Genomic DNA, 14123 nt, shown 5'->3' with positions numbered 1-14123 from the left:
GTGGTCATTAATGACCACTTTGTGTTTTGCGCTTGCTGGCCCTATCAATTTCACATTCCTTTACGCTAAGATGGCAGGCTATGCAGCCAGATACCGACAAACCACTCAGGGGCGATGCCGCCAAGCGGCGCCAGGCCGTCCTCAATGCCGCGCGCCGCATCTACGCCGAGGAAGGCGTGGACATTCCGATGCAGCGGATCGCCGATGCCGCTGGCGTCGGCCGTGCCACCGTGCATCGCAATTTCTTTGACCGCAATGGCTTGCTGCTTGCACTGCTGGACGAGGAGCTGGACCAGTTCGAGACGGAACTACGCGCCATCGACTTGCGGCAGCAGCCATTCGCCCTGTTCGACGCGTTCGCAAAACTGTCGTTGACCAATGCCGCCCTGCTGCCGCAGTGGCAGGCGATGAACGCCACGGGCCCGGAGTTTTCGCGCGTGCGGGACAAATTTGTTCAGATTGTGGAAAGTGTATTGCCGGACGTCGTTGCGTCAGGCGCCGTGCGCGCCGACCTGAGCGTGAGGGATGTCGAGCTGCTTGCAGGGATGCTGGGAGCCGCGCTCAGGGGCGAGAATGCCGCAGTGCGTAGCCAGTTGACGCACCGGGCGCTCCTGCTGATCAAGACCGGTATCCAGCTGACACCCTGATCAAGACACTGGCTGCGTTCCTTACCAGGGCTCGCACCGCGTCATCAAAATTAAGCTCGTTTTCTGGAGTGAATGAGTTCAATGATCAGCTTGGCCGGAATCTGCAGGCACTGCATCCAGAAATCAGGTGACCGTGGCGGTGTGCGATAGCCCACTCTCGTACCTGCCTACGGCCTCGACTTCCGGGGGTCCCAATGTTGGGGGCAACAGACGGAGCAGATTGGCGGGTTCTGTCGCATTCACGAACCTTGTATATTGAAAGGCAATACCTATGTCTGGCGACACTAATGTTTCTGCGCGACTCACAAGATGCCGCGAGGATCTTCGTATGTCACAAATACTGCTTGCCGAACGGGCGGGCATCAATCCCACGCAACTGTATCGCTATGAATCCGGCAAAGCCGAACTTCGCATGGAAGCGGCAGAAAAGATTGCCGCTGCCCTCGGCGTCAGCACCACCTGGCTTGTGGATGGAACGTTGCCCATTGCCAAGGAGACACACTTCGCCCCGCCAAAACCGGCCGGAGGTGGGCTGATCCTGCATGCGCTGGAACTTCCCCCTGCGTTGGCTTGTGCCGTGCAGCGCCTGTCCATGCAACATGGCAGCACCGTAGAAATGATGCTGCTGGACCTCGCGCATCAAGGCCTCGACGCCATGGACAAAAAAGCCCTGGCTGGCGCAGCCTCCGCAGGCACGAGCGAGAAATAGCCGCGTCCCTGCCTTGCCGGAAAGACCTTCGCAGCAGGTGGGCGGCGCAGCTCACGGGGGAACAGTATGCAAAACGTCATCCATGCGCCGACCTGTGAAATCAAAAAACGACTTGATGGCCGGATCGAACCATGACCTGGGTCAAGGTGGCAACCTCGATGCAGGCATTTCCTTGGCGCGAACGATCAATCCAATGCACATCAAGAAAATGGCCGTTGATAATTCTGTTCGAATCATCAACGGCCATCAGTTTTTCACTTTAAAATCAATCAGTTAAAGCGAGCTCATCATTCCCACTCGATAGTCGCAGGCGGCTTGCCCGAGATATCGTAGACGACGCGGTTGATGCCGCGCACTTCGTTAATGATACGGTTAGAGACCTTGCCCAGCAAGCTGTGCGGCAGGTGCGCCCAATGGGCCGTCATGAAATCCTGCGTCTGCACGGCGCGCAGGGCCACCACGTATTCGTAGGTGCGGCCATCGCCCATCACGCCCACCGACTTGACGGGCAGGAAGACGGCGAACGCCTGGCTGGTCGCCTCGTACCAGTTCGCTGGCAACGCGTCCGGGTCGACGGCCTGGCCGGCAACGAATTCGTACGGCGTGTTGCGCAGTTCTTCGATGAAGATGGCGTCGGCGCGGCGCAGCAGGTCGGCGAATTCCTTCTTGACTTCGCCGAGGATGCGCACGCCCAGGCCCGGGCCCGGGAACGGGTGACGGTAAACCATGTCATGCGGCAAGCCCAGGGCCACGCCCAGTTTGCGCACTTCATCCTTGAACAGTTCGCGCAGCGGTTCCAGCAGCTTGAGCTTCAGGGTGTCCGGCAAGCCGCCCACGTTGTGGTGGCTCTTGATGGTCTGGCCCTTCTTGCCTTTACCGGCCGATTCGATCACGTCCGGATAAATCGTGCCTTGCGCCAGCCACTTGGCGTTCACCAGCTTGCCCGACTCGACCTGGAAGACTTCGACGAATTCGCGGCCGATGATCTTGCGCTTCTGCTCTGGGTCCGCAACGCCGGCCAGGTGGCCCATGAACTGGTCTTCCGCGTCGATGCGGATGACTTTCACACCCAGGTTCTTGGCAAACATGTCCATCACCATCTTGCCTTCGTCCAGGCGCAGCAGGCCGTGGTCGACGAAGACGCAGGTCAGCTGGTCGCCGATGGCGCGGTGAATCAGGGCAGCGGCCACGGACGAATCGACGCCGCCGGACAGGCCCAGGATGACTTCATCCGTGCCCACTTGCGCGCGGATCTTTTCCACCGCTTCGCTGATGTAGTCGGGCATGTTCCAGTCCGACTTGCAGCCGCAGATTTCATGCACGAAACGGCCGATGATGGCCTTGCCCTGCACCGTGTGGGTCACTTCCGGGTGGAACTGCACGCCATAGAACTGGCGCTCCTCGTCGGCCATGGCGGCGATCGGGCAGCTCGGGGTGTTGCCCATCAGCTTGAAGCCTGGCGGCATTTCCAGCACCTTGTCGCCATGGCTCATCCACACTTTCAGCATGCCGTGGCCTTCGTCCGTGACGAAGTCGGCGATGCCGTTGAGCAGCTTGGTGTGGCTGCGGGCACGCACTTCGGCGTAGCCGAATTCGCGTACCAGGCCGTTTTCCACCTTGCCGCCCAGCTGGGCCGCCATGGTTTGCATGCCGTAGCAGATGCCCAGCACGGGCACGCCCAGCTCGAACACGGCTTGCGGCGCGCGCGGCGAGTCGCCATCCAGCGTGGAATTGTGGCTGCCCGACAGGATCACGCCGGCGGCGCCATAGTTGCGCACGAACTCGTCGCTGACGTCATACGGGAAGACTTCGGAAAACACGCCGGAATCGCGCACGCGGCGGGCGATCAACTGGGTGACTTGGGAGCCGAAATCGAGAATGAGGATTTTAGAATGCATGATGGGGACTTTATCTGGGGTCATTACAAAACCGGCGCACTGGGCGCCGGTCTGGTCTGTCGCTACCACAATAGCGTAGCTGGAAAACTGTTCAGGGCAAGACGCAGTGCCGAAGACAGTACGCATAGTACGGCGAGGCACTGGAACGCAACCATGGACAGTTTCTCCAGTACGCTTACTCGGAACGGTAGTTCGGTGCTTCTTTCGTGATCTGCACATCATGGACATGCGACTCGCGCATGCCGGCCGAGGTGATTTCCACGAATTCCGCTTTCTCGCGCAGTTCGTCGATGGTGGCGCAACCGCAGTAACCCATCGATTGACGCACGCCGCCCACCAGCTGGAAGATGATCGCCAGCACGCTGCCCTTGTAGGCGACGCGGCCTTCGATACCTTCAGGCACGAACTTGTCGGCCTTCATGGTGGCGTCCTGGAAATAGCGGTCAGCCGAACCATCGGACATGGCGCCCAGCGAACCCATGCCGCGGTACGATTTATAGCTGCGGCCCTGGTACAGGATCACTTCGCCCGGTGCTTCTTCCGTACCGGCAAACATGGAACCCATCATGACGGTCGAGGCGCCAGCGGCCAGCGCTTTCGAGATATCACCGGAGAAACGGATGCCGCCGTCGGCGATACATGGCACGCCCGTGCCTTCCAGCGCTTCGGCCACGTTCGAGATGGCCGTGATTTGCGGCACGCCGACACCGGCGACGATACGCGTGGTGCAGATGGAGCCAGGGCCGATGCCGACCTTGACAGCATCGGCGCCGTATTCCACCAGCGCCTTGGCAGCAGCGGCGGTAGCGATATTGCCGCCAATCACTTCCACTTGCGGATACTTGGTCTTGATCCACTTCACGCGGTCCAGGATGCCTTGCGAGTGGCCGTGTGCCGTGTCGACCACCAGCACGTCGACGCCGGCAGCGACCAGCAGGTCGATGCGCTCTTCATCCTTGGCGCCCACGCCGACGGCAGCGCCGACCAGCAGTTTGCCCTGGCTGTCTTTCGAGGCGAATGGGTGGGAAGTCGACTTCTGGATATCCTTGACGGTGATCAAACCGCGCAGTTCGAAGGCGTCATTGACGACCAGCACGCGCTCGAGGCGGTGCTTGTTCATCAGGCGCTTGGCTTCGGCCGTATCGGCGTCTTCCTTGACGACGACGAGTTTTTCGCGCGGGGTCATCTTCGCGGAGGCTTCCGCGTCGAGTTCCTGTTCAAAGCGCAAGTCGCGGTTGGTGATGATGCCGACCACTTCCTTGCCCTTGACGACAGGGAAGCCGCTGATGCCGTATTGTTCCGTCAGCGCGATCACGTCGCGGATTTTCATGTCCGGCGGAATCGTGATCGGATCGCGCAGCACGCCAGCTTCGAAACGTTTTACACGGGCCACTTCACGTGCCTGGTCCTTCGGATTCAAATTCTTGTGGATGATACCGATGCCGCCTTCCTGGGCCATCGCGATCGCGAGGCGGGCTTCCGTCACCGTGTCCATGGCTGCGGACAGCAAGGGAATATTCAGGGTGATGTTGCGGGTCAGGCGAGTCTTGAGGGACGTATCGGCGGGCAGAACGTTGGAGTAGGCTGGGACGAGCAGCACGTCATCGAATGTGAGTGCTTTTTGAAGTAGACGCATAGCATTTCCTATTGGCGCAAAAGCAGATTATACAGAAATTCTTGATTCCTGTCTTAAACATTCGCAAACCGCTGTAGACATAGTGGGAATGCCGTTTACGCTTCCCCATAAATGTCTGGAAAAGTCTGGAAAAGTCCACGTTTTCGCCCAAATTTCGCCCCCATATTTGCCCGTTTCGCCCACCATCCCGTTCTGACATGAGGCTGCGCAAGATCGGGATGGCAGGTGCCACAGCTACTATATAAAAGGCACCACCTGTAAGCATAACGCTAAAAGAAAAAATTACAATGAAGCACGCGCTGGGCGCCCTCTTCTTGCCCGCCCTGCTGAGCTGCGCTGCCAGCGGCACCGCAGCTCAGCAGCGGTGATCTGATAGGCATTGGCAGCTTCGCTCTCGCCGCCCGCTACGGTACACCCGTCGGCTACCAGCGTCAGGGGGACCATCTACAGCTCAACTATGGCAGCGCGGCGGCCGGCTGCCAAGTCATCGTGCTGGTCGACCAACAACAGCGCGTGGCCGGCTGGGCGTCATCGGGCAATCATTGCGTGGAAGGTGGGATGGGCCTAAAAGACGTGCTGGAGTAACTTTATCGCAGCATGCGCGCCTCGCTCTTCGTCAGCTCGCGTTCTTTCATGTCGACGCTGACCAGCCACCCGCCGCGCTCCAGCCGCTCCGGATGGCTCTCGAAACTCGAGTGCAACTGCAAGCCGCCCAGTTCGAACGATTCTTCCGACATCCACTCGATACAACAATCGATCAGTCGGCCTTCCGGAAATGTAGAAATCTGATGGCGGCGCAACTCAGCGCACGTGGCATGGCGCTGAAGCACATTTGAGAAATCATCAGCCACAGCCAGCAACCCGCGCGAGCCACTGCTCTCGCGCGCAAGTTTTTTCGGTAGCGCCGCTCCGGATCGATACAGTTCCCGGGTGCGGAATCCTATAGCGTTTTCCGGTACGAAAAGTTTGCATACCCAGGTCTGGGCGACCTCGCGGGTGCGGCCGGACTCATCCCTCGTTGCCTCAATGCCACTCAACACGATATTCCATCCTTGAACCCACACCAGTTTGGGTTTGGCCAGCTGCGCCAGGATTCGCGGTGCGCCTATCGTCTGCAGGCGTGCCACTTTTGAAGGGCGTTGATTCCCGTCCAGCGTTACGTCTACCACCAACAATTCGAGCAGCATGGCACCCTCTACTACCGGTGCAGGGGCTACCAGCACCGCCCCATCCTCTCGACGCCTTGATGCCCAAACCTTCATCATTCATCCCAAATATACTGTATAAAAACACAGTATATTGCCGAGCAAGGGAAACCAGAAGGTGAAATTTGTAACTAGAAAAGCCCGCCCTGCTCCGCTGGCGCGGCCGGCGCCGGTGTTTTTGCACGTGATCGCGGTTGCATAGGGTCGGGCTGCGCGACAAGCAGCTCCGCTGGATACTGCCGATAAACATCCTCTTCAGACACCAGCGAGCCGTTCAACCAGCCCTGGTACGGGTCCGGGTCCAGGATCATCACCATGCGCTTTTCGTCGTCCGGCTTGTGGAAGCGCTGCATCAGCGGGTGCCCGCGGCGTTAATCGTCAGCGTCAAGAACTACTGCAACGGATCCACTTACCGGAATTCCCATACGCCACCAAGAACCAAATGGACGCCACCAGTGCGTTTGATGCGAGCGCCCCTCGCAAATTAGGCGAAGAAGAGCAATAATGACAACGACTCAGTGATTTGTTAAAATTACCATGAAAATTCCGCAAAAGAATATCAATTACACTTCCGTTAAATAAAATTTAAAGAGCAACAAATGACAATAGACTGGAACGTAGTTGCAACAATAGCCGCGCCAATAGTTGCTCTCTTCGTCGGAGCGTGGGTGAATACTAAATTTGAAAATAGGCCAAAACTAATATCATATTTTAGTCACGTAGCAAACTTTACATTGCAACCGAACTCACCAAGCGCTCAGAAAATTAATATCCACTCAGTTGTTCTGCGAAACACCGGTAGAAGGCCTGCGTTAAATGTAAGATTACATCACAACGTACTCCCAAATTTTAACATATACCCATCACTTGTGCACCATACTGAAATTCTGCCAGATGGCACAAGTGACATCCTAATTCCTACCTTGGTCCCAGGAGAGGAAATAACTATTACCTATCTGTACACGCCACCAATTATTTTTGAGAGCATTCATGCCGGCGTAAAATTTGATCAAGGAATGGCAAAACAGATTACTGTTTTGTTGCAGCAACAACTCCCCTCATGGCTTCGACGATCAATTATCACAGTTTTCTTTCTAGGAATAATTTCAATATTTTATGCTTTATATTCTTTCATATCAAAAATATACTAACATAAAATCTCACCGATACAATAATTAATTTACAGGGATTGATTTAAAAATCCCCATTCAAATATTCTGAATAATGAATTAGATGAGTGTAATTCAAAAATTTTCACTAACATACAGCAGTACTTGCTTCCATTTCACTTTCACATTTCCGCCCACGCGGCGTCAGCGTGCTGTTTTCGTAGAAACGGCGCTACGGTACCAGCGACGGCAAAGGTTATGCCACTACGGGGTGTGGCAGCCTAGTCTAGGCTGCACGACTATTTGGACGAGAAACGATTGGCTTGGTGAACATTGGAAAAGCGACTAACAAGCATTTTTTCACTGAATTAAAAGCACGCAATAACCAAAATAGTGACAAGAAGGATAAAAAGCATGGATTCAAATACGCCAGCAATAAAATCTAAGTTCTGGTTCATCAACACAGATAAAGATAGCTTTGACAAGACTCCAGGCCATTCTAAAGATGACAGTCCATTTCGTTATTGGCTAGAAAATAAATGCCTATACGTTACCCCGGATCGAGAAGCCCCATTCAAGAAATACAATCTTGCGTTAAATAAAATTCAAGCCGGCGACTATATTTTTGCTTATGAGAAAAAGGTCGGCTTTGTGGCTGTCGGACGGGTAAGCGCGCCGAAAATTTTGCGCACAGCTAAGGGAGAAACATCGCTATACCCAGATCCGGGCGAAGTAGTGCGGTCGATTGCTGTCGACTGGGACAACTCAGTTCAGCGAAGTCTGAGACAAACAAAGACCTCTCACTTCATGGGGACTTTGTACGAAATACCGGAAGGGAGTCCAAAGTACCAAGATGCGCTTGAATTGTTTCAAGAGTTTGAGCGAAAGCAGCCCATCACGCAAATACCAAGCGAAGCACAACAGATCGAGCGGATCAATGCCAACCTGAGCTATGACAGCAAAACGCGCGAACAAATAATACAAGCTCGCGTCGGCCAAGGCGCGTTCCGCCGCGCCGTCTTGCTGCGGGAGCCAATTTGCCGATTAACCAAAATTGCCAATCCTAGCCACCTGGTCGCCAGCCACATCAAGCCTTGGGCAGCCTGCGAACATCAAGAGCACACAGACGGTAATAATGGAATAATGCTTGCGCCGCATATCGACCATTTGTTCGACAGCGGTCAGATTGGCTTCGAGGACAATGGCGACTTATTGCTTGCAGCAGGACTTGACAGAACCGTGCTACATGCATGGAACATTCCAGAGGTCGCAAACGTTGGTGCATTTTCGGCGGACCAGGCGCGATATCTGGCATACCATCGAAAAAATGTCTTTGAACGAAAAAATTCCCGCAACTGCCGAAATCTAATCGGCGATTGCGACACTCTGAATTTGTAGACACCCTGCAATAACCGCCTCCAGTCACCTTCGCATTTCCGCCAACGAGGAAAGTCTCGCGCCAGTGCCAGGACGATCCATGCCGTCCATGGCGCTGGCGCCCGCCTACCAAGCTACTTAGAATAGCCCAACCGGCTCAGCCGCCCTATCCCAGCTGTAAATAATCAACTCCTTCCGCTCCACCGCCCTGCCACCTCCGCCCACGTTGTACTGAATACCAGTTGTGTCCATCTGGAAGCGTGCGAAAACGCGCCGGATGTCAGGGTGATCGTTCAGGCTCAGGATAGCCTTACCCTTCAGCCTGTCCATCAGCTCGGCCATCTTCTCATACTGCTCGAACTCAAATTCCACGCCATACCCAGCCGTCTCCCAGTACGGAGGGTCCAGGTAAAACAGCGTGTGCGGGCGGTCGTAGCGCTCCATGCATTTGTACCAGTCCAGGTTCTCGATGTAGGCGCCAGACAGGCGCAGGTGCGCGGCCGACAAGTTCTCCTCGATGCGCAGCAGGTTGAGCGGCGGCGCAGTGGTGGCCGTGCCCCAATTCTGCCCGTCGACCTTGCCGCCGAAGGCATGCTGCTGCAAGTAGAAGAAGCGCGCCGCGCGCTGCAGGTCCGTCAGTGTATGCGGAGGCGTGTCCTGCAGCCACTTGAACACCTCGCGGCTCGACAGCGCCCACTTGAACTGGCGCACGAATTCCTCCAGGTGGCACTTCACGACGCGATACAGGTTGATCAGTTCTCCGTTGACGTCGTTCAGCACTTCGACCTCGGCCGGCGGCCGCATGAAGTACAGCGCGGCGCCGCCGGCGAAAACCTCGACGTAGCAAGTGTGAGGCGGAAATTGCGGGATGATGCGGTCAGCCAGGCGTCGTTTGCCGCCGATCCAAGGGATGATGGGTAAAGCCAAAATGTGTACCTCCTAGTGGTAAAGTTGAATTCCTCCCATGAGGCACTCCAAGCCCACTCACCAGGCTTCACCGGCTGATTGCCGCTGTTAGCGCAGCGACAATCAGCGCTCTGCTTTTTCATCTGGCAGAATACAGCCCGCAATTACTGCCTCCAGTTCCACTTCATACTTCCGGCCGTGCGGCCAGTCCCGAGCCAGCGCCAGGACAATCTCCCCGTCCGTTGCTGCCGGCGCCAGCTGGTCGAACTCGTAGACCGGCCGCTGCGGTACCTCCTTTACGCATTGGGTAAAGACTGGAACTTCGACCCGCAGCGGCGCGCTGCCGCAGCCGGCCAGCACCAATACAAGTATCCATTTCATCGCATACCCTCCAGCAGCAGCCTGACGGCTGGCATGGCCTCGTCGCAGGTATTGGCGCGCGCGCTCGCGATCTGCACCAGGGCCGCGTCGTACTTCTTGCCCTTGGCAGCGGCAGCCGCCTGCGCCGCCGCGCCGCGCTCCTGTGCCGCCAGGGTTGCCTTGGCCATGCCATCGATGGCGCGGTTTTGCTCGCTGATCGCGGCCCGCAGCGCTGCGCCGACGCCCTGCTCCCGCACCAGCTCCGCGCGCGCGGCGTCACGGTCGCCAGCGGCCAGCCACCAGCCGGTCGCGGTGGAGCTGGCCACCACCAGCAGCGCGGCGGCCAGCACGATGGCTGCCAGTTTCCAGATCCCGCTGACGGCGGCGCCCGCCAGCGTGCCCAGGGCGCTCATACGATGCCCGCCACGTAGCTGACGCCGCCGCCGGCAAACTTGGCCGTCAGGACCTGGCGCCGCGGCGCGCCAGCCGACAGGGCAATGTGCACCCACGTGCCTTCATAGATCAGCTGGTCGAAGGCGATATCGCTTTGCCGGATCAGCAGGGCCAGCGCCTTGGGCGCCAGCTTGGCCGTGCTGATATCGGCAGCCAGGCCCAGCACGTGGGCGCTATTTGCCGCGCCGCCCACGGCCTTGTTCAGCGCGGGCGAGCGGTAGCCGCTGGAAATGGCGATGGGCGCGCCGACCAGCGCGCGCACCTGCTCGAGCAGCGCGGCCAGGCGCGTGAGGTTGGCGACGATGGCGGGCGCCGGCGTGTTGTCGATGCCCTTGCGGGTGGCCACCTGGGAGGCGACCAGTTCGGCAAGGCTGAAATGGGGGCTCAGGTTCACAGTCCACCCCGCACGTCCTTGACGATCGCGGCCGCGTCGCGCGCCAGCTCGCCGATGTCCTTGTCGCGGCGCTTGTCGAGCCAGCGCACCGTGGCGCCCAGCACCCACCAGGCGGGCAAGCCGGCCGCCACCATCAGCGGCGCGGCGATGAAGAGGAAGCCCAGCGCCGGGTCGCTGCCGTACAGCACGGCGACGGCGCGCGCGCTGTCGAACAGGCCCGGCATCCAGTTGCGTACGACCACGACCAGGGCCGGCCCCATCAGGGCGGAAAACAGAATGGTGACGAAGAAGCGCACGCCCGCTTCCTTGGCGGTTTTTGGCCACATAAACATGAATCCCAGTGAGGTTGCGGCAGCGCCGGCCAGAACCGGGATGCCAAAAATTTTGATCAGTGCGCCGCCAGCGGCGGTTGTTTCGATGGCCATGGATGCCTTTCAGGTGGTGGAAATGAAAAAACCCGCCGAAGCGGGTTGGAGGTGAAGCGTGGAATGGTTATGCCGCTTCGAGCGCGGCCAGGCGCGCCTCCTGGCCGGCGGCAATGAACATGGCCAGCTCGTCATAGCGGAAGGCGTAGCGGTCGCCGGCCTCCAGCGTGACCTCGGTGTAGGCATCGCGCGCCTCAATGGCCGGGAAACCGGGGCTGCCCACCACGGCCGGCGTGACGACGTTGCCGAGCGCATCCAGCACGGCGGACGCCGCCTCGGTGGCGGCAATGGCTGGCCGCGCCTCGATGGCCGGATGCTCGACGGTTTCCTGCTCCCAGGTGTCGTGGCAAATAAAGCCGTAGTTGAACGGCTCCAAACCGTGCGCCTGCATGATCTCGATGGCGCGCTGCACGGTAGGACCGATGTGCTCGCGTGCCGCTTCACCCTTGCAGTCGATGGCGTCGCGCCAGCGGTAGACGCCGATGACGCGGGCAATATCGCGGGCTGCTGCCACCTCGGCCGAGGTCAAATCGCGAAAGTCGCATTTCAGACGGGCATCGGATGTGTTGATGGCGCCCGTGCGGGCATAGACCGTACTGAACGCCAGGGAGGAAGACCCGACATTTTTCGTATTGTCCGTGGACGGGATAACGCTGCTGCCAACATTACCTATGGACAGAACACCAGGCACCTCGACGTGGCCGCTTCCCCGCACGACCAGCAAGTCAGGCGTGCTTGGCGAGCCAGTGGATGCATCAGAGGCACGGAACCGCAAGGTATAGCCCTCTTTGTAGAGGCTACCAGCGCCAGAACTGGTGGCCAACACGAACGCGCCCTCGAACGCCTGCCCCAGCACCCCAGAAACGCCCAAGGAAATTGCGGGATTGACATTGGCTACGGTATTGTCGACGGCGTTCACCGGGGCATGCATTGTGGTGCGAGTCACGCCGTCGACACTACGAGCGTAGAGACTTTTGGTGCTGTAAATAACATCGGTATTAGCGAGTGGCCCACTCATCACCCCGCCGGTCAAAGGCAGACTGTTATATGGCCCGGCCGCAAACGCATCCCACATCTGGTTCAACACTTCGAGCACGTTTTTCATGCCTGGTAAAAATTTCGATGCCATTTTTAGAGCCCTTCAATTTCAAGTGGTGTGGAGTAGGTTTCGTAATACGGGGTAGCGACCGCCTCCAGATTGGCGACCCGGCCGTAAATCATGTGGTCCTGCTCGATCAAAGGATCCGCATTCTCGGGGAACAGACTGAACATCAGCGGCTTGATCGGGCCACACTCGCGCAGGATGTGCATCAGGCGCGCGCGGTCCGGCGGTGTCAGGCTCTCCAGGTTGATGCTCAGTTTTTTACTGGTCGTGCCGACAGCCGCTTTCGGGGAGCCGGCACTGGTACGGTAGGCTTCGCTGGTGTCCTGCAGCTGGAGTGACGCACCGTATGATGCGTTGTATTCAGGCGCAAAATAGTTGCCCGCCACGAGCCTGGACATTTCAATGTAGCCCTCCGGCGTATCAATACCTGTCACGTCGACAACCAGCTGACGCACCAGCACGGCGGAAAACCAGCTCACCAAATTGCTCCCGCCGCCGCGTGCCCAGGTGTTCACGCCACCCCATTTGTAGGCATTCCAGCCCAGCGGCATCTCGCCAAATGGGTAACTGCCCAGCGGCGCTTCAGGACACGGCATGGTCCAGCCAGTGTCGAGTACTGCCACGGCATCGCCGGGCTGGGCATAGCCGCGCACGCGCATGCGGGCGGTGCTGGTGAGGTTGGTGCTGAACAGGCCCACATACGCCACCACCTCCTGCGCTGGCCAGGTGGCGGTAATGGTCTGCGCCGTGCCAGTAGCGCGCAGCACAGCCGATTTGCGGTCGCGCTGAAGGTTGGCCGGCCCCAGCGCGCCGACCTGGCTTGATGCCGTGAGCACGGCGCGGTCGGCGGCGTTGTCGTGAAGGATGCGTAAATTGGCCATACTATTCCACCGTGGTATTAGATAAGCGTTGATACACCGCATTCACAGGCGGGCGATCAGCGCCAGGACGAGTGCCTATCGTCACCGCCTGCTCCACCATGGCCACGGTCACGCGGTAGGTATGATCGGCAGTGCTATGCGCATCATCAGTAAAAGTAAACGCCCCCGAGACACTGAGGTTGCATGTGGACGGCTCATCAAAATTGAGCGTATTTTCGATGGCAGCCGGTGGCCCTGTAAAAGTGGAGGTGGCCAGCAACGTATCCGCCGCCGCACCTGCAAGCCCCCTGTACAGGCGTACTACTGCTTGGGTACTTCCGGCTCCCGCCGTGTACTTGGCGCGGGTCGATCCCAGGCTTCGCCGCCAATCGAAGCTGCAGATCACCGTGATCAAACCGCCATTCGAGCCGAAGGGGCCGTTGATTAATTGCGCGTTCGGGTTTATCTCCGGGCTGGTCACCGCAGTTCTCAGCGCCCCGGCGGTCAACGCCCCGCCGAAATAGCCTGCGCCAGTGCGCTTGAGATAGAAAATTGCGTTGACGTCATTTTTGGCGCCGGCGCCGGCCCACATGGCATACACGGGATCATCCGGCCCCATTTCGACGCGAAACCCGGTGCCCTCGCCTGACACCACGTTGCCAGTGAACGTTGCCTTGCCGGCTAAAATTTTCAGCCCGGGCGCCTCCATGTCCCCATTGCTGGAAATTTGCATGTATCGCCCAGTGCCGTAACTCCCCCACTGCGCTCCCTCGGGGCCAAGATAGAATCCCAGACCATTGTTTGCCGGCCACCCCCACCCCGTGAAACTGCCCCCCATGACCGCACCGCGCGCCGTGAGGTTATTCACTTCCATATTGCCGGCACGGCTCAAACGCCAGCCAGCCTGGCCCGCCGCATAGTTCGATGACCAGATATCCCCACCGATCTTCGCATTGGTAATTGACGCGTTCTGGATGAACGCATCGGCGATATACACGCCGATGGGAATGGTGACGCCGCCAATCACGGTCTCCGTGGT

The 14123-nt window shown here is 58.4% G+C and carries 17 protein-coding genes; 4 read left to right on the top strand and 13 right to left on the bottom strand.

Annotated features, from left to right (window positions below; translation table 11 throughout):
* Positions 1 to 80 precede the first annotated feature (80 nt).
* Together EBS11_RS26735 and EBS11_RS26730 are read left to right on the top strand one after the other, a co-directional pair.
* Positions 81 to 647 carry a TetR family transcriptional regulator gene (locus tag EBS11_RS26735; protein WP_290608235.1) on the top strand — a complete coding sequence of 189 codons (567 nt, stop codon included), beginning with the start codon at positions 81 to 83 and terminating at the stop codon, positions 645 to 647.
* Positions 648 to 918: 271 nt separating this feature from the next.
* Positions 919 to 1356, top strand: a complete 438-nt coding sequence (locus EBS11_RS26730) for a helix-turn-helix transcriptional regulator (RefSeq protein WP_290608233.1) — start codon at positions 919 to 921, stop codon at positions 1354 to 1356.
* A gap of 100 nt (positions 1357 to 1456) precedes the next feature.
* On the opposite strand, the gene EBS11_RS26725 is transcribed toward EBS11_RS26730, so the two are convergent.
* The 5 genes from EBS11_RS26725 to EBS11_RS26705 all read right to left on the bottom strand — a co-directional run bounded on the left by EBS11_RS26725 (position 1457) and on the right by EBS11_RS26705 (position 6448).
* The gene (locus tag EBS11_RS26725; protein WP_290608231.1) at positions 1457 to 1603 is read right to left on the bottom strand and encodes a hypothetical protein; all 147 of its coding nucleotides are present in this window, start codon (positions 1601 to 1603) and stop codon (positions 1457 to 1459) included.
* A 40-nt stretch (positions 1604 to 1643) separates the two neighbouring features.
* Positions 1644 to 3254, bottom strand: a complete 1611-nt coding sequence (gene guaA / locus EBS11_RS26720; protein ID WP_290608229.1) for a glutamine-hydrolyzing GMP synthase — start codon at positions 3252 to 3254, stop codon at positions 1644 to 1646.
* A 175-nt stretch (positions 3255 to 3429) separates the two neighbouring features.
* Positions 3430 to 4890 carry an IMP dehydrogenase gene (gene guaB / locus EBS11_RS26715; RefSeq protein WP_086137751.1) on the bottom strand — a complete coding sequence of 487 codons (1461 nt, stop codon included), beginning with the start codon at positions 4888 to 4890 and terminating at the stop codon, positions 3430 to 3432.
* Positions 4891 to 5477: 587 nt separating this feature from the next.
* The gene (locus EBS11_RS26710; protein ID WP_290608226.1) at positions 5478 to 6077 is read right to left on the bottom strand and encodes a hypothetical protein; all 600 of its coding nucleotides are present in this window, start codon (positions 6075 to 6077) and stop codon (positions 5478 to 5480) included.
* A gap of 149 nt (positions 6078 to 6226) precedes the next feature.
* Complete coding sequence (locus EBS11_RS26705; protein ID WP_290608224.1) at positions 6227 to 6448, bottom strand: hypothetical protein; 222 nt, start codon at positions 6446 to 6448, stop codon at positions 6227 to 6229.
* 1170 nt (positions 6449 to 7618) lie between these two features.
* Between EBS11_RS26705 and EBS11_RS26700 the strand changes: the two genes are divergently transcribed.
* Complete coding sequence (locus EBS11_RS26700; RefSeq protein WP_290608223.1) at positions 7619 to 8602, top strand: HNH endonuclease; 984 nt, start codon at positions 7619 to 7621, stop codon at positions 8600 to 8602.
* Between the two features lie 117 nt (positions 8603 to 8719).
* On the opposite strand, the gene EBS11_RS26695 is transcribed toward EBS11_RS26700, so the two are convergent.
* From EBS11_RS26695 to EBS11_RS26675, 5 genes are all read right to left on the bottom strand, one after another.
* Positions 8720 to 9508, bottom strand: a complete 789-nt coding sequence (locus EBS11_RS26695) for a DNA adenine methylase (protein ID WP_290608221.1) — start codon at positions 9506 to 9508, stop codon at positions 8720 to 8722.
* Positions 9509 to 9610: 102 nt separating this feature from the next.
* Positions 9611 to 9868: a hypothetical protein gene (locus tag EBS11_RS26690; RefSeq protein WP_290608219.1), complete on the bottom strand. Its 258-nt coding sequence runs from the start codon at positions 9866 to 9868 to the stop codon at positions 9611 to 9613.
* A complete protein-coding gene (locus EBS11_RS26685; protein WP_290608217.1) occupies positions 9865 to 10260 on the bottom strand; it encodes a hypothetical protein in 396 nt (131 codons plus the stop codon). Before EBS11_RS26685 ends, EBS11_RS26690 begins: the two co-directional genes overlap by 4 nt.
* The gene (locus EBS11_RS26680) at positions 10257 to 10694 is read right to left on the bottom strand and encodes a D-Ala-D-Ala carboxypeptidase family metallohydrolase (protein WP_290608216.1); all 438 of its coding nucleotides are present in this window, start codon (positions 10692 to 10694) and stop codon (positions 10257 to 10259) included. Before EBS11_RS26680 ends, EBS11_RS26685 begins: the two co-directional genes overlap by 4 nt.
* Positions 10691 to 11020 (bottom strand): hypothetical protein, encoded by a 330-nt coding sequence (locus tag EBS11_RS26675; protein ID WP_290608213.1) that lies wholly within the window; start codon positions 11018 to 11020, stop codon positions 10691 to 10693. Before EBS11_RS26675 ends, EBS11_RS26680 begins: the two co-directional genes overlap by 4 nt.
* Before the next feature lie 4 nt (positions 11021 to 11024).
* Here EBS11_RS26675 and EBS11_RS26670 point away from each other — a divergent pair, with 4 nt between their 5' ends.
* Entirely contained in the window at positions 11025 to 11174 is a 150-nt protein-coding gene (locus EBS11_RS26670; protein ID WP_290608209.1) for a hypothetical protein, read from the top strand.
* A gap of 12 nt (positions 11175 to 11186) precedes the next feature.
* Here the strand turns inward: EBS11_RS26670 and EBS11_RS26665 are convergent, their stop codons facing one another.
* The 3 genes from EBS11_RS26665 to EBS11_RS26655 all read right to left on the bottom strand — a co-directional run.
* Entirely contained in the window at positions 11187 to 12248 is a 1062-nt protein-coding gene (locus EBS11_RS26665; protein WP_290608207.1) for a tail fiber domain-containing protein, read from the bottom strand.
* Between the two features lie 2 nt (positions 12249 to 12250).
* Complete coding sequence (locus tag EBS11_RS26660; RefSeq protein WP_290608205.1) at positions 12251 to 13105, bottom strand: hypothetical protein; 855 nt, start codon at positions 13103 to 13105, stop codon at positions 12251 to 12253.
* Position 13106: 1 nt separating this feature from the next.
* On the bottom strand, positions 13107 to 14123 hold a 1017-nt coding region (locus EBS11_RS26655), incomplete at its 5' end, for a hypothetical protein (RefSeq protein WP_290608203.1).

Source organism: Janthinobacterium sp. (assembly GCF_009923995.1).
Lineage (GTDB): Bacteria > Pseudomonadota > Gammaproteobacteria > Burkholderiales > Burkholderiaceae_D > Janthinobacterium.
The sequence above is the reverse complement of the archived record's forward strand: the minus strand, read 5'-3'. Positions and strand labels throughout refer to the sequence as shown.